Source organism: Ramlibacter albus (assembly GCF_014297445.1).
Classification (GTDB): domain Bacteria; phylum Pseudomonadota; class Gammaproteobacteria; order Burkholderiales; family Burkholderiaceae_C; genus Ramlibacter; species Ramlibacter albus.
Window position 1 is genome coordinate 39,027 of the sequence record NZ_JACORU010000007.1, and the last position, 23,637, is coordinate 62,663.

Sequence of the window (23,637 nt, forward strand, 5' to 3'; positions counted from 1 at the left end):
TCAGTGGAAGTCGCGGCTGGCGCTCTGGCGGCCCAGCCTTCCGAGCAGCGGCGTGAGGTCTTCCAGCTTTTCGGCGATGAGGTGGCGCACGTTGCCGCCGCTTTCCATGTCCCTTTGCCACACGCCTCGCACCGCGAGCAGGCGCGAGCGCAGCAAAGGCTCCCGCTGGTGCTCGCGCACGTGCCGCCAGACGATCACGTTCACGGGGCCGGTCTCGTCCTCGATCGTCACGAAGATGGTGCCGTTGGCCGTGCCCGGCTGCTGCCGCACCGTGACCATGCCGCAGGCACCGACGCGTCTTCCATCGGGCAGGTCGTGGAGTTCGTCGGCGCTGAGCAGCTTCATCTTCTTCAGCTTCGGCCTGAGCAGGGCGACGGGATGGCGGCGCAAGGTGAGGCCGAGCGAGGCGTAGTCGAAGACGATCTCCTCGCTTTCGTGCGCCTGCGGCAGCAGCAAGGTTTCTTCGGCAATCGGTGCTTCTTGCAGCAGCTCGGGGGCGCGGCGCTGGGCGGAGGCTTCCCACACCTGCTGACGTCGGTGGCCGGCGAGTGACATCAGAGCGTCGCCTGCGGCGAGGCAATTGAGGTCCTTGACGTCGAGGCGCGCACGCCGCGCCATGTCTTCGACGTCCTTGAACGGGGATTCCTCGCGTGCAGCAACGATGCGCTTGCCGCCCTCTTCGCTGAGCCCGCCCACCAACCTCAACCCAAGCCTGACAGGCGGCCGGAAATTGGAATCTGACCCCAATAAAGAATTGGGGTCAGATTCCAATTTCGAGTCCCAGTTGCTGTGGGAGACGTCGGGGGGCAGGACGACGACGCCGTGGCGCTTGGCGTCCTGCACGAGTTGGGAAGGTGCGTAGAAGCCCATGGGCTGCGAGTTGAGCATCGCGGCCAGGAAGGCTTCGGGCTCGTGGCACTTGAGCCAGCTGCTCTTGTAGGCCAGCAAGGCGAAGCTGTAGGCATGGCTTTCGGGGAAGCCGTAGTCGCCGAAGCCCTTGATCTGCTCGAAGATGCGATGCGCGAACTCCTCGCTGTAGCCGCGTGCGCGCATGCCGTCCTTGAGGCGCACCTCGAATTTCTCGAGGCCTCCCTTGCGCTTCCACGCGGCCATGGCGCGGCGCAATGCGTCGGCTTCCGCGCCGGTGAAGCCGGCTGCGATCATCGAGATCTCCATCACCTGCTCCTGGAAGATGGGGATGCCGAGCGTGCGCTTCAGGGCCTTCTCCAGGTCCGGCTTCTCGTAATGGATCGGTTCCCCCTTGCGGCGGCGGTCACGGGCTTTCAGGTACGGGTGCACCATGCCGCCCACGATGGGACCGGGCCGCACGATCGCCACCTGCACCACCAGGTCGTAGAACGTGGTGGGCCTCAGGCGCGGCAGCATCGACATCTGCGCGCGGCTTTCGATCTGGAACACGCCCACCGTGTCCGCCTTGCGGATCATCTCGTAGGTGGCGGGGTCCTCGTCGGGAATGTCGTAGATCGTGAAAGGCGTGCCGCGCCTTTGCGCCGCAAGGTCGATGCAACGCCGGATCGCCGTGAGCATGCCCAGCGCCAGCACGTCGACCTTCATCAGGCCCAGCGCCTCGAGGTCGTCCTTGTCCCACTGGATGACGGAGCGGTCGACCATGCTCGCCTTTTCCACCGGCACCAACCGCGTGAGCCTGGTCTGCGTGAGCACGAAGCCGCCCACATGCTGGCTGAGGTGCCGCGGGAAAGCCATCAGCTTCCAGGTGATGTCGAGCCACTGGCGCGCCTTGTATTCCGCCAGGGCGACACCCATGTCCTCGCCCAGCTTCGAAAGCCGCCCGGCATCCAGCTTGTCGTCGAACCAGTGGTGGTCCTTCGCGAATGCATCCACGAGCCTCTCGTCGATGCCCAGTGCGCCGCCCACATCGCGGATGGCGCTGCGCGTGCGGTAGCTGATGACCACCGCTGCAATCGCCGCACGGTCGCGGCCGTACTTGTTGTAGACGTACTGGATCACCTCCTCGCGGCGCTCGTGTTCGAAGTCCACGTCGATGTCCGGAGGCTCGTTCTTGCGGCTCTCGCTGATGAAGCGCTCCAGCAGCGGGTCGCTCAGCATCGGGTCCATCGCGGTGATGCCCAGGCAGAAGCAAACCACGGAGTTGGCCGCAGAACCGCGGCCCTGGCAAAGGATGCCCCGCTCCTTGCGCGCGAAATTCACGATGTCGTGAACGGTGAGGAAGAACATCTCGTAGCGGCAGGCCGCGATCAGCGCGAGTTCCTTGTCGAGGAGCTTCTTGACCTTGTCCGGAACGCCAAGCGGGTAGCGTTCCGCCGCGCCCTCCCACGTGAGTTTCGTCAGTGCCTCCAGCGGGGTCATACCGGCAGGGACAGTCTCCAGCGGGTAGTTGTAGCGGACCTCGTCCAGCTCGAAGCGGCAGCGGCGCATCACTTCGAGCGTGTTCGCGAGCGTGTCGGGCGGATAGGTTTCCGCCAGGCGCTTGCGTTGCCGCAGGTGGCGCTCCGCATTCGGCTGGATCTCGAAACCGCACTGGCCCACGGGCTTGCCCAGCCGCACGGCGGTCATCACGTCCTGCAAGGGCTTGCGAGAGCGCACGTGCATGTACACGTCGCCGGTGGCCAAGAGCGGCACACCGGATTGCTGCGACGCTTCCTGCATCGAAACCAGCCAGAGATCGTCGTCGATCAGGTGCGGCAGCTCCAGCGCCAGCCACAGGCTGTGGCCGTACAGGCTTTGAAGCATCGCCAGCCGCTGCTGCAAGGCGGCTCCATCGAAGCCCTTGCGTTTGGGAGCCAGCAGGATCTCGCAACCCTTGAGCAGCAGCAGGTCGCTCTCTTCCCAGCTCACGCGGTACTCGCCCTTGGGTGCATCCGTCATTCGCGCCGCGGTGATGAACTCGCACAACCCGCCCCAGCCCTCCAGATCGCGCGCGATCGCGATGAGCCGCGAGTCGCCGAAATCGAACTCGCTGCCGAACAGCAGCCTGAACTCGCGCAGGTGCCGCTTGCCGGTTTCGGTTTCGAGCTTCTCGATGAAGGCCTTGTATTCGTTCCAACCGGTCCACGCGCGCACAACCCCCGCAACCGAACATTCGTCGGTGATCGCGATGGCTTCGTACCCCAGGTCGTACGCACGCCGCACCAGCTCCTGCGGGTGCGAAGCGCCCCGCTGGAAGCTGAAGTTGCTGATGCAATGCATCTCCGCATAGCGCGGCAAGGGATCGGGGCCGCCGTACAGCTCGGGGGGAACGTCGCGTTCCTCGTCGAGCGCCGGCATGGGCTTGACCTGGTATTCAGGCATAGAGCCCCTGCAGGAACCACCGCGCCTGCCCGCCCGCTACGGGCCGTTCGCGGAAGACCCACACGAGGCCGGCACGTTCGCTGCGAGCGATGAAGTAGTCGCGGAAGACTGGCTTGCCTTCGTCCCACCATCCGGTTTCGATGCGATACAGGCGCACCGGCCTGCGCAGCGGCCCCTGGTAGTGCGGCACGTTGTTGCGCACCTCGAGTTCGATCGGACGTTTCAGCAGCCAGGGCGGGTAAAGCGCATCGGGGGACGTTTCCGGGTTGGGCTGGGACGTGTTGTGTCGAGCAGGCACCCAGCGCTGCATCTTCTCGGGCCGGTGGTCCTGCAGCATCTGCGGCACCAGCACGTTGTTCTCGCCGAGGCGCACGCTCAGGCGCTCGACGAGTTGGTGCAACGCCTCGCCCTTCTTGTTGTCCTCCGGCAGCAGGCTGGTGGTGCGGCCACCCCAGGGGGTGGTTTCCAGCGAACGCAGGCGCAGGTGGTTCGCAGGCGCAGAAATCGGCGTGCGCGTGAGGTGCTCGTTCACCAGCTTGCGCAGGTGCGCCATGTCCTGCGTGGGCTGCGCCGTGCGCACTTCGAGCATCTCGGAAGGCGGCAAGGGCTTGCCGTCGATGCGGCGCAGGTCGAGCGTCCATTCCAGCTCGAGAGCCAGCACGCCGCGGTTGCGCGACTGCAGCCAGACCTGCAGTTGCGACAGCAGTCGTTGTGCCGTCCACATCAGCTCGGGAGCACTCGTAGCAAGTGCCGTCAGTTCCACCTTCATGTCGAAGTCTTCCGGGAGCGTGAGCCAGTCGTAGGTTTCCGGCTGCTGGCCATACGCACGATCGAGCGCGTCGACGAGGACCGCACCGAAGCGGCGAGAAACACCGGCTCTGGGCAACTCACTCAACTGGCCCCAGGTTCGGCAACCCACTCGTTCCAGCGTGGCAACGTGCTCCGCTGCCTGGCTCAGCAACTCCAGGGACAAGTCATCAGGGACCTTGGCGGGCAGATCGCGGCCCTGCATCTGAGAGCGCAGTTTCGCAAGGGCGATGAGCGAAGTGTCCCCATCCGCCCACGTCGCAGCCGAAAGGACGTCGGACTTGCCCAGGAGTTGTTTCAGCAGCCGCCTGCGCCCACCCCAAAGCCGCTCGCAGGTGGACACCTCCAGCAGCAAGGCCTCTTCAACCGCGGCCACGCGGGGCGTGTAGCGCAGCGCGCGCCAGCCCCAGGCGGTGCGTTCGTCCTCACGCGAGGGACAAAGTGCGATCCAGTACATGCGATCGTTCCTCGGGTTGGGGGATGGCAGGTTGCGCCCTGCCCTTGCGCGACTGCAGAAGTGCCGCCAGCCGCTGCGGGTGTTCGGGCAACTCGACGGGCTGGTCGAGTGGCGGCCCTTTTCTCTTGAGGATGCGCACCTGCAGGCCTTGATCAGGCTCGATCTGCAACCGCAACTTCGCGGGCGACGACTCCTGCCGTGCCCTCACCGGCCGCATCACGAACAGCAGTTGCTTGTGTTCCGCGGCCACGAGTTGCAGCCGGCGCAGCTCCGCGCTCTTGCACTGGGGCAACCAGGCGAGCACGGCGCAGACGTCGGCGCAACGCAACGCCTGTTCCGCCGCCCACAGGCGTGGTTTGGGCTTGTCGGCCTCGATTCGAAGCAGGCGCGACGGATCCAGCCCGCGAGACTGAAGCGAAGGTGCGAACGGCTCGAAAGGGGAGCCGACCAGCACCACCGGCCCGGGCTGCTGCTGAGCCAACTCCGACAAGGCAGGCGCCACCAACTGCCAGACGTTGCGGGCCGGCTCGTCCTGCAGCAGCTCGACCATCGACCCCACCGGCCAGCCGCCGCCCGGCAGTTGCAAGTCGAGGAACCGGTGGCCAGTGGGCACCGCCTCCTCGTGGTGGGCGAGCTCGGACACACGTCGAACCTCCGGCAGGTTCAGGTCGGTGATCAGGCGAAGGCGGGTGGCGGCAAGCACGGGGGTCAACTGCGAAACACTACTGAACGTTTATACAGTAGTTTCGCCGGGAAGCAAGCCAGCCCTTCACCTTTTCATGAGTCCCAATTTGGGACTAAAATCCCATGCGTGTGATCAGCCTGAAGCCACTCCACGATTTCTGCCGCCTCCATCCCGACGCAGCTCAAGCAGCGATGGCGTGGGCGGACGAAACAAGCAAGGCTTCCTGGCGCACGCCCCAGGACATCAAGGACCAGTACCGCACTTCCAGTTTCGTGCGCAGCAACAGGGTGATCTTCAACATCAAGGGCAACGAATATCGTCTGGTCGTCGCAGTCGCCTACCGATTCGGTGCGGTCTACGTCAAATTCATCGGGACCCACCAGGAGTACGACGCCATCGACGCCGCAACCGTGGAACTGCCATGAGCCTGGACATCCATCCCATCCGCAACGACAGCGACTACGAAGCCGCCCTGAAAGCCGTTTCGCCTTACTTCGACAACGAACCCGAGCCGGGCTCCGAGGACGGCGACCGCTTCGAGATCCTCGTCACTCTCATCGAAGCCTACGAGAAAAAACACTTCCCGATAGCGCTGCCCGACCCTATCGAGGCCATCAAGTTCCGCATGGACCAGATGGGCCTCACGGTGAAAGACCTCGAACCGATGATCGGCCGCACCAACCGCGTCTACGAAGTGCTCAACCGCAAGCGCCCGCTGACGCTGCCGATGATCCGCCGCCTGCATCGCAGCCTTGGTATTTCCATGGAAGCCCTGGTTGCCGCGTGACCCGCACCCTCCACCCCGACGACTTCCTCCCCGACTCCCCCACCGTCGCACGCGAACTCATCGGCGCCATCCTGCTCGTGGACGGCATCGGCGGCCGCATCGTCGAGACCGAGGCGTACGACCGCGCCGATCCCGCCTCGCACACCTTCAACGGCCCCACGCCCCGCAACCAGGCGATGTTCGGCCCGCCCGGCCGCGCCTACGTGTACAGGTCCTACGGCATCCACTGGTGCCTCAACTTCGTGTGCCGCGAGGAAGGCCATGGCGCGGGTGTGCTGATCCGCGCGATCGAGCCGCTGGAGGGCCTGAAGGAAATGCGCAGGAGGCGCAGCCTCGACGACCCGAAACTGCTGTGCGCAGGCCCCGGCCGCGTTGGCGAAGCGCTGGGCATCGTGCTTGACATGAACGGCCTGCGGCTGGACCGCAAGCCGTTCAAGGTGCTCGCGCGAGACCGTGACTACGACATCGTCACCGGCCCGCGCATCGGCATCAGCAAGGCCATGGAATTGCACTGGCGATTCGGCCTCGCCGGCTCGCCATTCCTTTCCCGCCGCTTCAGTCCAGCTTCGCGCCCGACACCTTGATCAGGTTGGCCCAGGCCGGCACTTCCTTGTCGTAGCGGGCCTTGAAGACCTCGGGGTTGCTGTCCTGCACGTCGAAGCCCATCGCCTCGATCTTCGCCTTCACGTCCGGCTGCATCACCGCGGTGCGCACGTCGGAGGCGATGCGCTTGATCACCGTCTTGTTCGTGCCCGCGGGCACGGCCAGTGCGAGCCAGCCTGTCAGGCGATACGCATCGTCCTTCAGCCCCTGCTCGCCGAGCGTCGCAACGCCGGGCATCACCGCGATGCGCTTGTCGCCCGTCACGCCGATCGCCTTGAGCTTGCCGGCATCGACGTGCTGCTTCACCTGCAGCGCGCTTGCATAGGCCATGTGGATGTTGCCGCCCAGCAGCTCCTGCACCATCGGCGCTTCGCCCTTGTAGGGGATGTGCGTCATCTCGCCGCCGGTCACCTTGCTCATGTGCGCGCCGGCGAGGTGCGGATAGGCACCGAGCCCATAGGAGCCGTAACTGAGCTTGCCCTTCTGCGCCTTGATGTACTTCAGCAGCTCGGGGCCGTTGTTCGCGGGCACGCTTGGGTGCACCACCAGCACGAGCGGCGCCACGGCGATCTGGTAGACCAGCGACAGGTCCTTCTGAGTGTTGTACGGCAGCTTGGTGAAGAGGAACTGGTTCGTCAGCAGCGAGTTCGACAGGCCCAGCACGATCGTGTGGCCGTCCGGCGCGGCCTTGGCCACGGCATCGGTGCCGATGATGCCCGCGGCACCGGCCTTGTTGTCCACGACGACGGGCTGGCCGAAGCTCACCGCGAGCTTCTCGCCGAGCGTGCGCGCGAGTATGTCGGTCGCGCCACCGGGTGCGAAGGGCACGACCAGCCGTACGGGCTTGACGGGGAATGCCGCGACCTGCGCGTCGGCAACGCCGGCAGCAGCCAGCCCCGCGGCGATCATCAGGCCGCGTCGTGTCATGTTCGGGATCATCAGGAGCTCCTGGAAGTGGGGGATGGGGTCTGGCGCTGCGCCGCGAGTTCGCGCAGCTCGGGCTTGTAGATCTTCCCGACGGTGGTGACGGGCATCGTGGGCAGGATGGCAACCCACTTCGGGCGTGCCGGCGGCTCGTCGACTCGCGCCGACGTGAATTCGAGCAACTCCTGCTCGGTCACCTTCGCGCCCGGCACGAGCGTGGCGAAGGCCACGGGAAGTTCGCCCGCATACGGGTCGGGCGCGCCCACAGCGGCGCACAACTGCACGGCAGGGTGCGCGCCGAGCGCGTCCTCGATCACCTTCGGGTCGATGTTGTGGCCGCTGCGGATGATCAGGTCCTTGGAGCGGCCGCTCAGGTTGAGGCGGCCGTCTTCGTCGATCCAGCCGAGGTCGCCGGTCGCGAGCCAACCGTCAGGGGTGAAAGCGCTCTCGTTGTCCTTGGCGTCGACGAAACCGGAGAACAGGTTGGGCGACTTGAAGATCACCATGCCCTGCTCGCCCTGCGGCACGTCGCGGTTCGTCGCGCGGCCGTTCTCATCGAGTGCCACCACGCGCATCTGCGAATGCGGCATTCGCCAGCCGACGCAACCGGCGGGCCCGACCACGCCCGGCGGCGTGATGGTGGAGATGCCCGCCATCTCGGTCATCCCGAACGCTTCGTGAACGTGCAGGCCGAACGTCTTCTCAAAACGCTCCGCAAGATCGGGCGCGAGCGCCGCGGCACCCGTGCGGCAATAACGCACGGAGGAGATATCGGCGTCCGCAAGCGGCACTTCGCACAGCGCGGCGAGCACGGTAGGCACGCCCGACACGGTGGTCGTCTTGTACTTCTCGACCAGCTTCCAGTAGTTGGCGATGACCTGCTTGTTGCGGAACAGCGAGGTGGTGGGGATGATCTGCTCGGCTCCCGCGGAAAATGAAGTAAGCGCCCCAGGCAGCACACCGGCCACATGGAACAGCGGGTAGCCGTTGATGCCGCTGTCATCGGACGTCAGCCCCTGCATGTTCACGCAGGCCCACGCGGTGAAGACCTGCGCGCCATGGCTGTGGCGCGCGAGCTTGGGCGAGCCCGTCGTGCCGCCGGTGTGGAAGTAAGCCGCGATGTCGCTCGGCTGGATCTCGCGGCCGCTCACGAGGCGGTCCGCGGGCTGCCGCTGGCGCAGCATGTGGAAGTCCTCGAAGCCTTCGCGCAGGAAAGGTGCCTCATGCGACGCTTCGCCCCAAGGCGCGACACGCAGCACGGTGCGCAGCGTGGGCACCTGCGTGTGCAAACGCGCCGCCTTGGCCCACAGCTCCGGCTCGCCCCACGCGATGAGCACCTTCGCGCCCGACGCGTTCATCAGCGACGCGATCTTCTCTTCGGCCAGCAGCGGGTTGATCGGCTGCACGATGCCCGCGGCCGCCCCGCCCCACAGCGCGAGGTGGTACTCGTAGCAGCCGGGCAGCAGCACCGCGACCGCGTCGCGCGCACCCACGCCGAGCATGTGCAGCAGGTTGGCCGTCTGGTGCACGCCTTCGAGCAGCTCGCGGTAGCTCCAGCGCAGCGGCGGGTCCGCGGGATCGGCGGTGCGCAGGAAGGTCACGGCCGTCTTCTCGCCGAACGCGAGAGCCGAGTTGCGAATCACCTCGTAGGTGCTGCGAACCTGCGGCAGCGGCAGCTCGTCGAGGCGCTTGACCTCGGCGAGGCTGCGGACGGGGAAAGCAGGTGCGAAGGGCATGAGGCGCATTGTTTGCCTGACAAGCTGTCTTGACAATCCCATAGCCATTGAACAGACTGTCAAAAATCCTTTGACTCCATGGACCTCGGCTCGCTCACCATGCTCGTGGAAATCCTGGAAGCGGGCAACCTCAGCCAGGCGGCGCGCAAGCTGAAGATGACGCGCGCCAACGTGAGCTACCACCTGAACCAGCTCGAGAAGTCGGCCGGCGCGCAGCTCGTGCGGCGCACCACGCGCCGCGTCGAGCCCACGGAGGTCGGCTTGCGCCTGTACAAGCATGGCCTCGCGATCCAGAACGAACTGCTGGCCGCGCGCGAGACGGTCTCCAACCTCGGCCGCACGCTGCAGGGCCGCGTGCGCCTGAGCGTGCCCAGCGGCTATGGCCAGATGGTGATGGCCGACTGGCTGATCGAGTTCAAGCGCCTCTACCCCGGCATCGTCCTGCACGTGCAGTTCGAGAACCGCGTGGAAGACCTGATGCGCGACGAGATCGACGTCGCGATCCGCGTGATGACAGAACCGCCGCAGGCGCTGGTCGCGCGCGAGCTGGGGCCGATGCGTTACGTGGCTTGCGCGTCACGCGAATACGCCGCCGCGCACGGGCTGCCGAAGACGCTGGAGGAGTTGCGCACCGCGCCGCTCATCACGTCGCTGATTGCCGGGCGCGAGACGCGTGTCTCGGCCTACCTCGACCGCGTGCGGCAGGAGATCGCCGTGGAGCCCACGCTCATTTCCGAGCACTTTCCTTTCCTGCGGCAAGCCATCCTCGCCGGCCTCGGCGTGGGCCTCGTGCCCGACTACGTCGTGCAGGACGCCGTCGAGCGCGGCGAAGTCCTCACCACCCTTGACGAATACCGGTTGAGCATCTTCGGCACGCAGATGTATTTGCTGTACATGCCGCACCGCCACCAGACGCGCGCGATGCGCACCTTCGTCGACTTCGTGCTGGACAAGGCACGAGGCACCCCCGGCACGCCCTAGGATTCGGCATGGCTGCGGAGGACGACCCGAAACGCTGGCTCGGCGACACGCCGATGCTGAACCTGCGCGACGACAAGCTGCGCCTGCGGGTCAAGACCGTCACGCAGTTCAGCCGCAACGACCGCGAGAAGCTCGTCGCGATCGCGAACTACGTCTCGGGCATCCCGTTCGACGTGCCGCCCTTCGCGCCGGCGCGCTACACGCGGCAGGTGCTCTCGCGCCGCCATGCCGTGGGCTGGTACAGCAAGGCCGCCCTCTTCCAGGCGATGCTGCGCGTGGCGGGCTTCCCGGCGCGCGTGCGAATGATCCGCGTCGGCCATGACATGTACCGCGGGCTCGCGCCGGAAAGCGGCGTGTTCGTGCTGCCCGTGGTGGAGGTGCACACGGGTGGGCGCTGGATCGTGACGGACTGCTACGTCTACGACCTGCCCTACCTCGCCGTCGCGCGCGAGGCCGTGTTGCGCGCCGGCTGGCGCAGCGGCTATGGCGTGCACGTGGACGGCAATTCGGAATGGGACGGCGTGAACGATGCGCTCGTGATGCTCGGCCCCGAGCAGGCGCGCGACCCGGCCAACCACGCGGGCGTGTTCGATGACCCGCAAGGCTATGCGGAGACGCTGCGCTCGCGCTCGCCGGCGCTGGGGTGGTGGGCCGCCGCTCGCAACCGGCTCATGTCGATCCGGCTGCACAGGCAGGTGCGCAGGCTGCGCGCCGAGGCCGGCGGCTAACGCATGTACGGGCTGGTGCGCGCGGCAGGCGCAGCCGTCGGGGCGCGCGGCGTCGGCCCGGCGCCCATCATCGTTGTCGCAGCCGGGCGCGCCGCGGCCAGTGCAGTCGCATCGGCCGGGATCACCGTGTAAGTCGGCAAGTCGAGGCGCGCGGCCGCATAGCCGGGCACGAGCGCGATGGTGTCGGTCACGTTCGTGTGCGGCACGCGCAGCGCCGCGGCCGTGCTCACGTCGGTGAGCAGCGGTGCCGGCGCGCCGGTGGCGGGCCGCGCGGAAGCCAGCTGGTCCGTGTTGCCGTTGACGCGCGGGCACTCGCCGTTCACGTCGAACACCATGTGCCCGCCGGGGAAGCGGCGCGGCAGCGTCTGGTGCAGCGGCAGGCTCATGTCCACGGGCGGCCGCAGCTCGTTGTAGACGACCCGGTTGTTGCGGTCGTAGACGGTGTAGCAGGCCAGCGCATTGGCGCCCGCCAGGCCCAGCGCGCACAGCAGCGCGAGTTTGGCGATCTTCATGGTCTCTCCCATTCCTTCGAGGATGGGCCGATGATGGGCTGGCTGTGCGGCCCGGGTTCGCAGGCGGGGGCGACTTCGGGGTGTCAGCCGCCTTCGCCGCCGTGTTGCGAGGCGTTACCAGTGTGGCGGCGAGTAGCCCGGCGGTACTGATGGACGGGCGTAGCGCGCCGGGGTGCGGGAAAGCTGCGCGCTGTGGCGGATCGCGGTGAGCTGGCCGAAACCGGAGGCGCTCGTTTCGTGCCACTGTGCCCTGTCCGGCGCCTTGGCGTCGAGACCGCGTTCGATGCGGCCGAGACTGCGGAGCCACTGCCCCGTCTGCGCAAGCGCGACGCGCACATGCCAGCTGCCGCCTTCGCGCTGCTGGCGGCGCAGCGCAGTCGCGGCGCCGAAAGCGATGAGGTAGCCGGTGGCTTCGTCGAGCATCTGCATCGGCAGCGGCCGGGGCTTGCCGAGCGATTCGCCTTCGGCGAGGTTGAAGCCCATGGCCGTCTGCACGAGCGAGTCGAAGCCGCGGCGGCCGGCCCATGGGCCTTCGAAGCCATAGGCGGACAGGGACACGTAGACGATGCCGGGCCGCTTCGCCGCGACCTCATCGGGGCCGTAGCCGAGCGATGCGATTCCGCCGGGACGGTAGCCCTGGATGAACACGTGTGCGTCCTCCAGCAACGCGTCCATGGCCGCCTTGCCATCGCTGCCGCGCAAGTCGATGTGGCACGAGCGCTTCCCGCGGCTGGTGTCGGCGATGGCTTCGATGTTGGGCAGGTGCGGCGAGTTCACCAGCATCACGTCGGCGCCGTACGCCGCAAGCGCGCGGCCGCCGACAGGGCCGGCGAGGATGCGCGTGAGTTCGACGACGCGCACGCCGTCCAACGGTGTCATGCCGGACTCGATCCGGCATCCATCGGGGCGCGCTGCCATGGATCCCGGGTCAAGCCCGGGATGACCGAGTTGCAGGGGCGGCGCATCGCCGATGCGATCGATCGTGAAGAGCGGTGCACGTGCCACAGCCTGCCCTTGCGCCGTAGCGTCCCACTCTTCGAACGTGCGCATCGCCGTGGCGACGAGCCCGCGTTCCGCCGCAGCCGTCTCGAAATCGACAGCCTTCCACGCCCGCATCGCCGCTTCGGCATCCTTGCGCTCACAGGTCGCGGGGTCGAGCCCCAGCAAACGCAGTGCGCCTTCGCGGTGATGCAGGAAATTCGCGTGGATGCGCACCCACCCGTCCTTCGCTTCATACAAGCCGGAGAACTTGTCCCACAGCTCGGGCGTGCGCCCATCGACGGCGAACCACCCCGTGCACTCCGCGGCCGCATGCGCCATGTCCACCGTGACCGCCTGGCGCGGCGCACCGCGCTCGTGGCCCAGTTCGCACGCAGCCAGCGCGGCGGCCGCGACGGTGGTCTGCGCGGCCGCTCCGACGGCAAAGGTCGAGGGGTAGACGGGGTCGCTCCCCGTCAATCGCGCAAACGCCAGCGCCTCCTCGGGCAGCCTTGCGAGCCGCCACAGCTGCGCGAGCGTCTGCGAAGGTGTCACTGCAGCAGCTTGACCGCCGTCTTGGACTGGATTTCCTCGAAGGTCACGCCCGGCGCCAGCTCCACGAGCTTCAGGCCCAGCGGCGTCACGTCCATCACGCCGAGGTCGGTGATGACGCGGTCCACCACGCCCACGCCCGTGAGCGGCAGCGTGCACTGCGGCAGGATCTTCATGTCGGTGGTGCCGTCCTTCTTCTTCGCGACGTGCTCCATCAACACGATGACGCGCGGCACGCCGGCCACGAGGTCCATCGCGCCGCCCATGCCCTTGACCATCTTGCCGGGGATCATCCAGTTGGCGAGGTCGCCACGCTCGCTGACCTGCATCGCGCCGAGGATGGACAGGTTGATCTTGCCGCCGCGGATCATCGCGAAGCTGTCGTGGCTGCCGAAGATGGAAGAGCCCTTGATCGTGGTGACGGTCTGCTTGCCGGCGTTGATGAGGTCGGCGTCGACCTCGTCTTCCGTCGGGAACGGGCCGATGCCCAGCATGCCGTTCTCCGACTGCAGCCACACCTCCTTGTCGCCGGTGAAGTTGGCCACCAGCGTCGGGATGCCGATGCCGAGGTTGACGTAGAAGCCGTCCTTGAGTTCCTGCGCCGCGCGCGCGGCCATCTGGTCTTGGGTCCAGGGCATTTCAGTTCTCCTTAGGCCGGACGGGTGGTGCGCTTCTCGATGCGCTTCTCGGGATTCGCGTTCAACACGATGCGGTGCACGTAGATGCCGGGCAGGTGGATGTCGTCCGGCGCGAGCTCGCCCACTTCGACGATCTTCTCCACCTCGACGATGCAGACCTTGCCGGCCATCGCGACGGCGGGGTTGAAGTTGCGCGCGGTGAGGTTGAAGCGCAGGTTGCCGCTCTTGTCCGCGACGGCCGCCTTCACGAGCGACACGTCCGGCACCAGTGAACGCTCCATCACGTAGGTCTCGCCGTCGAACTCGCGCAGCTCCTTGCCTTCGGCGACCATCGTGCCGACGCCGGTCTTGGTGAAGAAGGCCGGGATGCCCGCGCCGCCGGCACGCAGCTTCTCGGCCAGCGTGCCTTGCGGCGTGAATTCGAGTTCCAGTTCGCCGGCGAGGTATTGCCGCTCGAACTCCTTGTTCTCGCCGACGTACGACGAGATCATCTTCTTGATCTGCCGCGTTTCCAGCAGCTTGCCGAGGCCGAAGCCGTCGACGCCCGCGTTGTTGGAGATGACGGTGAGGTCCTTCACCCCGGTGGCCTTGAGCGCCTCGATCAGCGCCTCGGGGATGCCGCACAGGCCGAAGCCGCCCACGGCCATGAGCTGGCCGCTCTTGACCACGCCGTCGAGCGCGGCTGCGGCGTTGGGATGGATCTTGTTCACGGGGGAGTTCTCCTGTTTAACCCTGAGGCGGGCGCCGAACGAGCCATACGATACTACCTACTTCGTTACGTAGTAACTCGTAAATGGCAGTACCGATGGACGTTGATTACAGGCTTGCCTTCGACCTTGCGCCGGTGGGCCTGTGCGTGTCGCGCAACCGCTCCATTGTGGACTGCAACCAGCAGCTTTGCGACATGTTCGGCTGGTCCCACGAGCTGCTCGTGGGCCAGTCCTTCCTCGTGCTGTACCCCAGCGCCGACGAGTACGAGCGGCTTGGCGCACGCATGGCGCCGATCCTCAACGCGAAGGGCCACTACGCCGACGACCGCATCATGAAGCGCGCGAGCGGCGAGGTGTTCTGGTGCCACGTGACCGGGCGCGCGCTCAACCGCGACGACCCGCACGAGGCGGGCATCTGGGCGTTCGAGGACCTGAGCTCGCAGCGGCCGGTGAAGGCGGAGCTCACGGCGCGCGAGCGCGAGGTGGCGGCGCGTTTGCTGGACGGCCTCACGTCGAAGGAGATCGGCAAGACGCTGAACATCAGCCACCGCACGGTGGAAATCTACCGCGCGCGTCTCATGCGCAAGTACCGCGCGAATACAACCGCAGATCTCGTCCACAAGCTGATGGCGGGCTCGTAAAGGCTGTCATCCCGGGCTCGACCCGGGATCCATGCCTTCACTGCGGAATCGTCATGCGGATCGTGACCTGCTCGCCCGCGCCGTGCTCGAGCTGCTCCTGCAACTGCCGCTTGCGCTGCGCATACCAGCGCAGCAGGCAATCCCGGTCCCCGCATTCCGATTCGCGGCGGCGCCACTCGCGGTCGCTCACGCGCTGGAAGGCCTCGGGGTCGCTCGCGGCGTTCTTGGCCCGCTTGTAGATCGCACCGAGTTCGCGGTCGAGCTGCGCGAGCTCGGCGTCGTTGCAGATCAGGTGTTCGGGCGTGGACCGCGCCTTCTCGCAGTCGAAGCTGGGCTGCGGCTGCACCACCTTGTCCGGCTCGCGAGCCGCGCCCATGGCTTGCGTGGGAGGGGGCACGGGCTGCGGCTCGGGCCGCGGCGCCACCGCGGGCGGGGTGGGCGCGCGCGCCGGCGGCCGCACGGTGGACTGTGCCACCTCCTGCCGCAGCGACGCGAGGCCTTCGGCCGCGAAGCGCGACTTCTCATGCCCGTCGCCGAAGCGCGCCAGGTAGATGCGCAGGCTGTCCTCGTAGAGCGGCTTGGCCCGCTTGAGCAGTTCGGCGCGGTTGGCAGGCCGCTCCTGCGCCAGCGTCGTGTAGTGGCGCGCGAGCTGGTACATCGAATCGGCGCGTTCCTGCGAGCCCGCGGGCGTGGCCTGCGCGGCGATGCGGCACGCGGAGAGGAAAGAGACCTCGGCATCGCGGTCACGCCCGGCGGCCATGGCTTCCTTGCCTTGCACCAGCGCCACGCCGACGTCCGCCTTGGTCTTCGAAGCACCGGGCTCGGTCCACGCGAGCTGACCGTCGCGCGGCCCTGCCTTCGCGACCACGGGCTCGAAGCTGCAGGCAGCCGTGCTTTGCGCCGCGACCTTGGGTGCCGGCGCCGCAGCTTTCACGGCCGGCGCGCGCGCGGGCTCGACAGCGGCAACGTCCTCACGGGATTGGGTGAAGACCGCAGCCGCGATCAGGCCGCCGGCCGCGAGGCCCGCCGCGAAAATCGCCCCCTGGCGCCATCGGGTGTCCATGGCGGCAACATACCGCCGCGCAGGCGCGGGCGGCGCTCACGGTGACCAGGTGTAGCTCGGCTGTGAGGCTGGGTCATTGCACCTGCGGTTCGGACTGGAGCACCTCGGCAACGGCCCGTGTCATGGCGCGGATCACCCTCGCGTCCTCGGCAACGGCCAGGCCGGCGAACTCACCCTGCACGCCCCAACGCTGCGCCGCCTCGACAAACCGCGTGACGTGCTGCCTCGAATCCTTCGACATCGAGTTGCGTAGTTCAACATACCGGACGCACGGCGCGAGGATCGCGCTCGCCTTCTCGGACAGCCCGGCACCGCGATCGAGCAGTTCGCGATACGTGGCGAGGCGATCCACGAGGTCTCCCCGGCCGCGAAGGGCCCGGTCCGGCCACAGGGCTTCTTCACCCACTCGCGAGCCTTGGTGAAGAGCCCCCTGAAATGAAGGACGGATTGCTTCTCCTCTTCCACCCAGCCGAAAACGTGCACCACCAGCTCGTCGGCGGCGGGGCGGTAGACGAACCGCCACTCGGTGTGGCTCCCCACCGCACGCAGCGTCAGCGGCCTGAGCGGGAGCACCTCGCTCGCGCCGCCGCATGCAAGGCCGGCGAGCACTTCCCTGCGATCCAGCGAGTATTCGCTTTGCACCAGCAGCAACAGCTTGCGGCCCGGGGTGTCCCGGAACGCCTCCCAGGCGACCTCGGGACGGCTCATGAAACCAACGCCGGGCGCGCAGGGGCGGTGACGGCCGCTGTCGTGGTGAACGCACCACACACTGGGTTGCCTTTCCTGCGCGTCGATGTTCACGGCCAGAAAGGCGGAACAGCGGGTGAAGCCTGCGCAGGCCAACGTCCGGTCGCCTGCGGAAACGCAGGCCATCCCCATGGGAACGAAATCGAACTCTCGCACCTCGTCTTTTCGCATGACCGCGCTCCACCTGCCGCGCTGCATCGTCAGCAATTCGCGGCTGTGCTCCTCGCTGGGGCACGGTTCGACCCGGTCCGGCACGTAGCCGCCGCCGACCGGCATCCCGTGCACCGGTTGCGCTGCGGCGGCAGCCTCGGCGAGAGCGCTTGCCTTCGTTTCCGTGGGTAGTGCCCCCTGCGCGGGTTGAGGCATTGCGCCCCCTTGCCCGGCGTGCCTCGGCAGCAAGACCTCTTCGTCGACCGCGACGCGCAACGCCCTCTGCGGCGACACCGCACGCGGCAGAGGGGTTGCCCGATTCACGTCGGGCCGCGCAACGTGGAGCCTCACCGGCTCGGGATCGGGTTGCTGCAGGGCAGCACCGGTTTTCTTCTCGGATGGGAACCAGGCCATTTCGCTGGGTGACGCACGGCTGTATTCCTATCCGTCGCGAGGTAACCCCGGAAGTCTGTCTATTTATGCCGTGGGTCGAGGGCGTCGCGCAGCCCGTCGCCGAGAAGGTTGAAGCTCAGCACGAGCAGGAAGATCGACAGCCCCGGCCAGATCGCCATCCACGGCGCCTGGTCCACGAAGTTCTTCGCGGTGTTGAGCATGCTGCCCCAGCTCGGCGCCGGCGGCTGCTGGCCAAGGCCGAGGAACGAGAGGCTTGCCTCTGCAATGACGGCGGCGGCGATCGCCAGCGTCGCCTGCACGATCAGCGGCGGTAGCACGTTCGGCAGGATGTGCCGCAGCGCGATGCGCCAGTGCGGGTTGCCCACCGCCCTCGCCGCTTCGACGAAGTCCTCCACCTTCACGGCGAGCACCTGCGCGCGCGTGAGCCGGATGAAGATGGGGGTTGCCGACACGCCAATCGCGATCATGGCGTTGGTGAGGCTCGGCCCGAGAAAGGCCGCAAGCGCGATGGCCAGGATGAGGAACGGCACCGCAAGCATCGCATCGGTGAAGCGCGAGATGACGCCATCGGTCCAGCCGCCCACGTACGCGGCGAGCAGCCCGATCGGGATGCCGAGCATCAGCGAAATGGACACCGACACCACGCCCGCCAGCAGCGAAGCGCGGGCGCCCCACACCACGCGCGAGAGCACGTCGCGGCCGATCTCGTCGGTGCCGAACGGATACTCCGCGCTCGGCGCCTTGCGCACGGCGCTCCAGCTCGTCTCGATGGGGTCCTTCGGCGAGATCTCCGGCGCGAAAACCGCCATCACCACGAAGAAGACGACGATGACGAGCCCGAACATCGCCGCACGCCTGCGAATCAAGCGGCGCAAGGCGCGCCGGCCCGGAGAGTCCGCCTTGATCATCCGCGCAGCCTCGGGTTGACGAGGAAGTAGGCGAGGTCGGCCAGCAGGTTGAGCACGATGTACACCGTGGACGTGAACAGCACCACGCCCTGCACCACCGCGTAGTCGCGGTTGAACACCGCATCGACGATCAGCTTGCCGAAGCCGGGAATCGAGAACACCTGCTCAGTGAGAACGGCGCCGGAAAGCAGCGTGCCGAACTCCAGCGCGCCGAGCGTGATGATCGGCGTGAGCGCATTGCGCAGCGCATGCTTGAGCACCACCTTGCGCTCCGCGATGCCCTTCGCGCGCGCGGTGCGCACGTAGTCGGTGGACAGCACCTGCAACATGGCGCTGCGCGTGTGCCGCATCAGCACCGCGGCGAGCGCGTTGCCGAGCACGAACGCCGGCATCACCATCGATGCGAGGTTGCCCTTCAGGTCCTCGAACGGGCTCACGTAGCCCGATGCCGGCAACCACCCCAGCTGCACCGAGAACAGCAGGATCAGCAGGATCCCCAGCCAGAAGTTGGGCGTCGACAAACCCCACAGCGCGACGACGTTGGCAACGTAGTCCCACACCGTGTCCTTGCCCACGGCCGCGACGATGCCGGCAGGGATGCCGATGACCAGCGCCACGAACATCGCCATCGCCGCCAGCTCCAGCGTCACGGGCAGCTTCTGCAGGATCAACGACGCCACCGGCTCCTGGATGCGCAGCGACTCGCCCAGGTCGCCGTGCAGCACGCCCCACAGCCAGTAGCCGTACTGCACCGGCACCGGCTCGTCCAGGTGCAGCTTCTTGCGCAGGTACTCGATGACCTTCGGGTCCTGCTCCTCGCCGGCCAGCATCTGCGCGGCGTCGCCCGGCAGCAGCTGCTGCAGGCTGAAGATGATGACCGTGACGAGGAAGATCGTCGGCAGGATCGCCGCGACCCGGCCGATGAAGTAGCGCCCCAATCAGCCTCCCGACGCGAACTTGAGCCCTTGCACGCGCACCAGGCCATCTGGAACAGGACGCATGCCCGTCACCTTCTTGTTGAACGCATACAGCCAGTGGCGATGGAACAGGTAGACGATCGGGCGCACCTTCTCCACTTCCGCCGCCATCGTCGCGAACACCTTGATTCGCTCATTGGTGTCCAGGTTCGTGCGCGAGCGCGTCAGCAGGTCGTCCCAGTTGGCGCGGCACTCGCCGTGGTAGTTGAGAGGCTGCTTGCAGCCGTAGAAGCTGAAAAGGTTGCCGTCCGGGTCGGCGCGGCCGCTCCAGGCAAGCACGTAGGCCTCGTAGTCGCCCTTGTCGGCGAGGTTGAGCGACGTGGCGAATTCGGTCGACTGGATCTTCACGTCGAAGCCGGCTTCCTTCGCCATCGCCTGGACAACCTGCGCGATGCGCTGCGCGTCGGAGGTCGTCGGCGTCATCAAGGTGAAGCTCGGGTTCGGCACGCCGGCCTCCTTCAGCAGCTGCTTCGCACGTGCGACGTTGCGCTTCGGGATCGGCACGTTCTTCGCGTAGAAGGAGTTGGTGGGCGGCACCCATTGGTTGCCGACGTCCGCCTCGCCGTCCATGGCGACTTTCACGATCCCTTCGCGGTCCAGGGACAGCTCGAAGGCCTCACGCACGCGCGCGTCGCGGCCCAGCGGGTTCTGCTTGGCCTTGTCGCTCTTGGCGGTGTTGATCGTGATGCCCTGGTAACCCAGCTCGGTGATCTTGGACATGCCGAGCTTCGCGTCTTTCTTCACCGACGCCACGTCGGACGGGGCCATCCGCTCGATCAGGTCGAGCTGCCCCGAGCGCAGGTTCGCCAGGCGCACGGTGGCATCGATGATCGGCAGGTAGGTGATCTTGTCGAAGTGGATCCTGCCCTTGTCCCAGTAGTCGGCGAACTTCTCCAGCACGATGCGATCCTGCGCGACGCGCTCGGCGAACTTGAAGGGGCCGGAGCACACAGGCCTGGCGCCGAAGTTGGTCGGGTTGGCCTGCGCGGCCTTGGGCGACACCATCATGCCGGCGCGGTCCGCCAGCACGGTGAGCAGCGGCGAGAACGGCGCGGAGAGGTTCATGCGCACGGTCATCGGGTCCACCACGTCCACGGTGGTCACGGGCAGCAGCTCGCCTCGGCGGTTGGAACCGGCGATGGTCTTGTGCCGCTCGATGTTGTACTTGACGGCCGCGGCGTCGAATTTCTCGCCGTCGTGGAAGGTCACGCCGGGCCGCAGCTTCATCGTCAGCTGCTTGTTGTCCGGCGACCACTGCCAGGACGTGGCGAGCTGCGGCACGATGTTCAGCTTTTCGTCGATGTCGACGAGCTTGTCGCACAGCGCCGAGAACACGATGCGGCCCACGAACGTGCGCGCGAGCGACGGGTCGAGCGCGTCGGGGTCTTCGGCCAGGCCCACGCGCAGGTGCTGGGCGGAGGCGGCGGTGGCGAGTAGCGCGATGGCAAGTGCGGCGAGTTTCTTCATGCGACTTCTCCTGTTGCTCGTAGGACGGTATCCGGCATTGCGTCTTCGGCAAGCGTGTTTGCCCGAGGCCCGCGGAAGGCGGCCTGCAGGCGCGTAAGGCGTTCGTTTACGGGCACGTGCACGGCAATGTCCGCCGGCGGCGCGATCTGCTCGAAGAAGTGGCACGCCACCGTGTGCCCCAAGCCCGCGCTGCGCAGCACCGGCACCTCGGCCGCGCAACGCTCCTGCGCGTGGGGGCAGCGCGTGCGGAAGCGGCAGCCCGAAGGCGGCGCGATGGGGTTGGGCACGTCGCCCTGCAGCAGCGCGCGTTCGCGTTTGGCCCCCGGCTGCGGCAGCGGGATGGCCGACAGCAGCGCCTGCGTGTACGGGTGGCGTGGGGCCGCGAAGAGCGTGCGCTTGTCGGCGTACTCGACGATGTGCCCTAGGTACATCACTGCGACGTGCGACGCGATGTGCTTCACCACGGCGAGGTCGTGCGCGATGAAGACATACGCGAGCCCGAAGCGCCGCTGCAGGTCCTGCAGCAGGTTGACGATCTGCGCCTGGATCGACACGTCCAGTGCGGACACGGGCTCGTCGCACACCACGAGTTTCGGCTCCACGGCGAGGGCGCGCGCGATGCCGATGCGCTGCCGCTGCCCGCCGGAAAACTCGTGCGGGAAGCGCTGCAGGTATTCGGCGGGCAGGCCCACCAGCTCCAGCAGCTCGGCCGTGCGCTCCTTGCGGCGGCCTTCCGCCAGCCCATGCAGCACCAGCGGCTCGGCGAGCGTCTGGCCAACCGTCATGCGCGGGTTGAGCGACGAGTACGGGTCCTGGAAGATGATCTGCAGCTGGCGGCGCTTCTCGCGCATCGCGGCGGGAGGCAAAGCGCTGATGTCCTCGCCTTCGAAGAGGACGCGCCCCGAGGTCGGCTCGAGCAAACGCAGCACCAGGCGGCCCACGGTGGACTTGCCGCAGCCCGATTCGCCCACCAGCGCCATCGTGTCGCCGGCGCGCAGTTCGAAGCTCACGCCGTCCACCGCGTGCACCACCTGCTCACTGCGGCCGAACAGGCCCTTGCGCACCGGGAAGTGCTTGACGAGGTTCTCGACGCGCAGCAGCGGGGCGTTCATGCGGCGAGGACGGAAAACTCCAGCGGCGCGCGCCAGCACGCCGCCTGCTGGTGCGATCCCATGTCCATGAGCGGTGGGTCCTCCGCCCTGCACTTCGCCACGGCGAACGGGCAGCGCGGCGCGAAGCGGCAGCCCTGCACCTGCGTCGACGGCGTGGGCACCTGCCCGTCGATCGCATGCAGCCGTTCCTGCTCCAGGTGCATGCTGGGGATCGAGCCGAGCAGCCCGATCGTATACGGGTGCTGTGGGTGCGCGAACAACCGCTCCACCGGCGCCTTCTCCACGATGCGCCCCGCGTACATCACGGCCACGTCGTCGGCCAGTTCCGCAACGACGCCGAGGTCGTGCGTGATCAGGATGATCGCGGTGCCCGTTTCCTCGCGCAGGGTGCGCATCAGGTCGAGCACCTGCGCCTGGATCGTCACGTCGAGGGCGGTGGTCGGTTCGTCCGCAATGAGCAGCCGCGGCTCGCACGCGAGCGCCATCGCGATCATCACCCGCTGCCGCATGCCGCCCGAGAGCTTGTGGGGGTACTCGTCGATGCGCACCTCGGGCGAAGGGATGCGCACCTTGCGCAGCATCCCGATCGCATGCTCGCGCGCCTGCGCCTCGCTCATCGCGCGGTGCGCGCGCACCGCCTCCACCAGCTGGTCGCCGATGGTGAAGGCGGGGTTGAGCGAGGTCATCGGCTCCTGGAAGATCATGGCCATGCGGTTGCCGCGCAGCTCGCGCATGCGGTCCGCGGACAGCGTTGCAAGGTCCGTGCCCTCGAAGCGCACCGTGCCGGCGCTGATGCGGCCCTGCCCTTTCGGCAGCAGGCCCATGATGGACAGCGAGGTCACGCTCTTGCCGCAGCCGGATTCGCCGACGATGCCGAGCGTGCGGCCGGGCTGCAGCGAGAAGCTCACGCCGTCGACGGCATGGAACTCGCCGCCGCGTTCCATGCGGAAACTGGTGCGAAGGTTCTCGACTTCGAGCAGCGCTGTCATCGCCGGCGTTGCGCGTGGAAGGCTTCGATACCCGCTTCGATCACCGCGCGGTCGGTGGTGCCCGCCGGGTTGGCGCGCGTCGGCAGGAACTGCGAGAACGGCACGAAGCGCTCGAGGCTCTTCGCGCAGAGCCGCCGCAGCTGCGCGATCGGCTCCTCGTGGTCATCGACGCGGATGTCGAGCGCGGGGTAGTCCTCGGTGGTATGGATCCGCAGTGCAGCGGCCTGCTTGCCGCGCTTGTCGCCACCGGCGGTTTCTCCGGCCGCCAGGGCTTCGACCAGCCTTTCTGCAAACTCGAGGTGCCCGTTCGCGCGCCAGGCTTGCGCAGTGGCTTCGATGACCTGCGGGCCTGCAAGCATGTTGCCCGCCACCGAGAAGCCCTCGCCGGTGAAGTGGCCGCACCACTCGATGCAGGACGCACCGGTACGCGCATACGTGGCTCCGTCGGCGGCGACGGCGTGCAGTTGCCGGTGCTCGCGGCCATCGTCCGGTTCGACCGCGGCTTCGACCGCATCGCGAGGCGTGGCGCCTGCCGCCAGCGAGTCGAGCACGCGGGCCCCATACATCGGGTTGCACAGCGCCTGCGTGGACACGGCGCCGATGCCGCTGCGAATGTGCAGCGTCAGCGCCCCGACCGCGAAAAACCTGCTCGCGATCGCGATGCCAAGCGCCCCCGACCCATCACGCGCGATGATCGACCACGTCAAAGAAATCTCCAGGCTGCGCCTTCCGATGCGCCGCCTTCGGGCGGCCGTGCGGCGGCTGCCCGGTTAGCATACT

At 67.4% G+C, this 23,637-nt stretch carries 23 protein-coding genes; 6 read left to right on the top strand and 17 right to left on the bottom strand.

Going from position 1 to position 23,637, the window contains the following annotated elements:
- From H8R02_RS18475 to imuA, 3 genes are read right to left on the bottom strand one after another with little or no spacing between them, the layout of a single operon-like run.
- Nucleotides 1–3,291 carry an error-prone DNA polymerase gene (locus H8R02_RS18475; RefSeq protein ID WP_435531285.1) on the bottom strand — a complete coding sequence of 1,097 codons (3,291 nt, stop codon included), beginning with the start codon at nt 3,289–3,291 and terminating at the stop codon, nt 1–3.
- Nucleotides 3,284–4,555 (bottom strand): Y-family DNA polymerase, encoded by a 1,272-nt coding sequence (locus H8R02_RS18480; protein ID WP_187082957.1) that lies wholly within the window; start codon nt 4,553–4,555, stop codon nt 3,284–3,286. Before H8R02_RS18480 ends, H8R02_RS18475 begins: the two co-directional genes overlap by 8 nt.
- Nucleotides 4,524–5,258, bottom strand: a complete 735-nt coding sequence (gene imuA, locus H8R02_RS18485) for a translesion DNA synthesis-associated protein ImuA (RefSeq protein ID WP_354004950.1) — start codon at nt 5,256–5,258, stop codon at nt 4,524–4,526. The genes H8R02_RS18480 and imuA overlap by 32 nt, the downstream gene beginning before the upstream one ends.
- Nucleotides 5,259–5,362: 104 nt before the next feature.
- On the opposite strand from imuA, the gene H8R02_RS18490 reads away from it, so the two are divergent.
- From H8R02_RS18490 to H8R02_RS18500, 3 genes are read left to right on the top strand one after another with little or no spacing between them, the layout of a single operon-like run.
- A complete protein-coding gene (locus H8R02_RS18490; protein ID WP_187082959.1) occupies nt 5,363–5,665 on the top strand; it encodes a type II toxin-antitoxin system HigB family toxin in 303 nt (100 codons plus the stop codon).
- A complete protein-coding gene (locus H8R02_RS18495) occupies nt 5,662–6,027 on the top strand; it encodes a helix-turn-helix domain-containing protein (RefSeq protein ID WP_222622551.1) in 366 nt (121 codons plus the stop codon). The genes H8R02_RS18490 and H8R02_RS18495 overlap by 4 nt, the downstream gene beginning before the upstream one ends.
- Nucleotides 6,024–6,611: a DNA-3-methyladenine glycosylase gene (locus H8R02_RS18500; protein WP_187082960.1), complete on the top strand. Its 588-nt coding sequence runs from the start codon at nt 6,024–6,026 to the stop codon at nt 6,609–6,611. The genes H8R02_RS18495 and H8R02_RS18500 overlap by 4 nt, the downstream gene beginning before the upstream one ends.
- On the opposite strand, the gene H8R02_RS18505 is transcribed toward H8R02_RS18500, so the two are convergent.
- A complete protein-coding gene (locus tag H8R02_RS18505) occupies nt 6,583–7,557 on the bottom strand; it encodes a Bug family tripartite tricarboxylate transporter substrate binding protein (protein ID WP_255429417.1) in 975 nt (324 codons plus the stop codon). The two genes, H8R02_RS18500 and H8R02_RS18505, sit on opposite strands and share 29 nt — an antisense overlap.
- 11 nt (nt 7,558–7,568) lie before the next feature.
- Nucleotides 7,569–9,290 carry an acyl-CoA synthetase gene (locus H8R02_RS18510; protein WP_435531286.1) on the bottom strand — a complete coding sequence of 574 codons (1,722 nt, stop codon included), beginning with the start codon at nt 9,288–9,290 and terminating at the stop codon, nt 7,569–7,571.
- Between the two features lie 78 nt (nt 9,291–9,368).
- Between H8R02_RS18510 and H8R02_RS18515 the strand changes: the two genes are divergently transcribed.
- Both H8R02_RS18515 and H8R02_RS18520 read left to right on the top strand, forming a co-directional pair.
- Nucleotides 9,369–10,271 (top strand): LysR family transcriptional regulator, encoded by a 903-nt coding sequence (locus tag H8R02_RS18515; protein ID WP_187082963.1) that lies wholly within the window; start codon nt 9,369–9,371, stop codon nt 10,269–10,271.
- Between the two features lie 8 nt (nt 10,272–10,279).
- A complete protein-coding gene (locus tag H8R02_RS18520; protein WP_187082964.1) occupies nt 10,280–10,999 on the top strand; it encodes a transglutaminase-like domain-containing protein in 720 nt (239 codons plus the stop codon).
- Here the strand turns inward: H8R02_RS18520 and H8R02_RS18525 are convergent.
- The 4 genes from H8R02_RS18525 to H8R02_RS18540 all read right to left on the bottom strand — a co-directional run bounded on the left by H8R02_RS18525 (nt 10,996) and on the right by H8R02_RS18540 (nt 14,389).
- Nucleotides 10,996–11,511 carry a hypothetical protein gene (locus H8R02_RS18525; protein WP_187082965.1) on the bottom strand — a complete coding sequence of 172 codons (516 nt, stop codon included), beginning with the start codon at nt 11,509–11,511 and terminating at the stop codon, nt 10,996–10,998. The genes H8R02_RS18520 and H8R02_RS18525 overlap by 4 nt on opposite strands.
- A 114-nt stretch (nt 11,512–11,625) precedes the next feature.
- Nucleotides 11,626–13,044, bottom strand: coding sequence for a CoA transferase (locus H8R02_RS18530; protein WP_187082966.1), 1,419 nt, complete (start codon nt 13,042–13,044; stop codon nt 11,626–11,628).
- A complete protein-coding gene (locus tag H8R02_RS18535) occupies nt 13,041–13,679 on the bottom strand; it encodes a 3-oxoacid CoA-transferase subunit B (protein ID WP_187082967.1) in 639 nt (212 codons plus the stop codon). The genes H8R02_RS18530 and H8R02_RS18535 overlap by 4 nt, the downstream gene beginning before the upstream one ends.
- Nucleotides 13,680–13,690: 11 nt before the next feature.
- Nucleotides 13,691–14,389, bottom strand: coding sequence for a CoA transferase subunit A (locus H8R02_RS18540; protein WP_187082968.1), 699 nt, complete (start codon nt 14,387–14,389; stop codon nt 13,691–13,693).
- A 95-nt stretch (nt 14,390–14,484) separates the two neighbouring features.
- On the opposite strand from H8R02_RS18540, the gene H8R02_RS18545 reads away from it, so the two are divergent.
- Nucleotides 14,485–15,030, top strand: coding sequence for a PAS and helix-turn-helix domain-containing protein (locus tag H8R02_RS18545; RefSeq protein ID WP_187082969.1), 546 nt, complete (start codon nt 14,485–14,487; stop codon nt 15,028–15,030).
- Nucleotides 15,031–15,067: 37 nt separating this feature from the next.
- Here the strand turns inward: H8R02_RS18545 and H8R02_RS18550 are convergent, their stop codons facing one another.
- The 8 genes from H8R02_RS18550 to H8R02_RS18585 all read right to left on the bottom strand — a co-directional run bounded on the left by H8R02_RS18550 (nt 15,068) and on the right by H8R02_RS18585 (nt 23,564).
- On the bottom strand, nt 15,068–16,093 hold the full coding sequence (locus H8R02_RS18550; protein ID WP_187082970.1) for a lysozyme inhibitor LprI family protein: 1,026 nt from the start codon (nt 16,091–16,093) through the stop codon (nt 15,068–15,070).
- Between the two features lie 73 nt (nt 16,094–16,166).
- Entirely contained in the window at nt 16,167–16,445 is a 279-nt protein-coding gene (locus H8R02_RS18555) for a hypothetical protein (RefSeq protein ID WP_187082971.1), read from the bottom strand.
- 1,018 nt (nt 16,446–17,463) lie between these two features.
- The gene (locus H8R02_RS18560) at nt 17,464–18,312 is read right to left on the bottom strand and encodes an ABC transporter permease (protein ID WP_187082972.1); all 849 of its coding nucleotides are present in this window, start codon (nt 18,310–18,312) and stop codon (nt 17,464–17,466) included.
- Nucleotides 18,309–19,250 (bottom strand): ABC transporter permease, encoded by a 942-nt coding sequence (locus H8R02_RS18565; RefSeq protein ID WP_187082973.1) that lies wholly within the window; start codon nt 19,248–19,250, stop codon nt 18,309–18,311. The genes H8R02_RS18560 and H8R02_RS18565 overlap by 4 nt, the downstream gene beginning before the upstream one ends.
- The gene (locus H8R02_RS18570) at nt 19,251–20,756 is read right to left on the bottom strand and encodes an ABC transporter substrate-binding protein (RefSeq protein ID WP_187082974.1); all 1,506 of its coding nucleotides are present in this window, start codon (nt 20,754–20,756) and stop codon (nt 19,251–19,253) included.
- Nucleotides 20,753–21,868, bottom strand: a complete 1,116-nt coding sequence (locus H8R02_RS18575; protein WP_187082975.1) for an ABC transporter ATP-binding protein — start codon at nt 21,866–21,868, stop codon at nt 20,753–20,755. The genes H8R02_RS18570 and H8R02_RS18575 overlap by 4 nt, the downstream gene beginning before the upstream one ends.
- Nucleotides 21,865–22,857, bottom strand: coding sequence for an ABC transporter ATP-binding protein (locus tag H8R02_RS18580; RefSeq protein WP_187082976.1), 993 nt, complete (start codon nt 22,855–22,857; stop codon nt 21,865–21,867). Before H8R02_RS18580 ends, H8R02_RS18575 begins: the two co-directional genes overlap by 4 nt.
- Nucleotides 22,854–23,564 carry a DUF1028 domain-containing protein gene (locus H8R02_RS18585; RefSeq protein ID WP_187082977.1) on the bottom strand — a complete coding sequence of 237 codons (711 nt, stop codon included), beginning with the start codon at nt 23,562–23,564 and terminating at the stop codon, nt 22,854–22,856. Before H8R02_RS18585 ends, H8R02_RS18580 begins: the two co-directional genes overlap by 4 nt.
- Nucleotides 23,565–23,637 lie beyond the last annotated feature (73 nt).

Excerpts from the sequence above, each read along its gene's own strand:
- H8R02_RS18480 (WP_187082957.1), bottom strand. The coding sequence starts at position 4,555 with ATGTACTGGATCGCACTTTGTCCCTCGCGTGAGGACGAACGCACCGCC.
- H8R02_RS18550 (WP_187082970.1), bottom strand. The coding sequence starts at position 16,093 with ATGGACACCCGATGGCGCCAGGGGGCGATTTTCGCGGCGGGCCTCGCG.
- H8R02_RS18490 (WP_187082959.1), top strand. The coding sequence starts at position 5,363 with ATGCGTGTGATCAGCCTGAAGCCACTCCACGATTTCTGCCGCCTCCAT.
- H8R02_RS18535 (WP_187082967.1), bottom strand. The coding sequence starts at position 13,679 with ATGCCCTGGACCCAAGACCAGATGGCCGCGCGCGCGGCGCAGGAACTC.
- H8R02_RS18510 (WP_435531286.1), bottom strand. The coding sequence starts at position 9,290 with ATGCCCTTCGCACCTGCTTTCCCCGTCCGCAGCCTCGCCGAGGTCAAG.
- H8R02_RS18570 (WP_187082974.1), bottom strand. The coding sequence starts at position 20,756 with ATGAAGAAACTCGCCGCACTTGCCATCGCGCTACTCGCCACCGCCGCC.
- H8R02_RS18560 (WP_187082972.1), bottom strand. The coding sequence starts at position 18,312 with ATGATCAAGGCGGACTCTCCGGGCCGGCGCGCCTTGCGCCGCTTGATT.
- H8R02_RS18515 (WP_187082963.1), top strand. The coding sequence starts at position 9,369 with ATGGACCTCGGCTCGCTCACCATGCTCGTGGAAATCCTGGAAGCGGGC.
- H8R02_RS18520 (WP_187082964.1), top strand. The coding sequence starts at position 10,280 with ATGGCTGCGGAGGACGACCCGAAACGCTGGCTCGGCGACACGCCGATG.
- H8R02_RS18575 (WP_187082975.1), bottom strand. The coding sequence starts at position 21,868 with ATGAACGCCCCGCTGCTGCGCGTCGAGAACCTCGTCAAGCACTTCCCG.
- H8R02_RS18495 (WP_222622551.1), top strand. The coding sequence starts at position 5,662 with ATGAGCCTGGACATCCATCCCATCCGCAACGACAGCGACTACGAAGCC.
- H8R02_RS18505 (WP_255429417.1), bottom strand. The coding sequence starts at position 7,557 with ATGACACGACGCGGCCTGATGATCGCCGCGGGGCTGGCTGCTGCCGGC.
- H8R02_RS18525 (WP_187082965.1), bottom strand. The coding sequence starts at position 11,511 with ATGAAGATCGCCAAACTCGCGCTGCTGTGCGCGCTGGGCCTGGCGGGC.
- H8R02_RS18580 (WP_187082976.1), bottom strand. The coding sequence starts at position 22,857 with ATGACAGCGCTGCTCGAAGTCGAGAACCTTCGCACCAGTTTCCGCATG.
- H8R02_RS18545 (WP_187082969.1), top strand. The coding sequence starts at position 14,485 with ATGGACGTTGATTACAGGCTTGCCTTCGACCTTGCGCCGGTGGGCCTG.
- H8R02_RS18475 (WP_435531285.1), bottom strand. The coding sequence starts at position 3,291 with ATGCCTGAATACCAGGTCAAGCCCATGCCGGCGCTCGACGAGGAACGC.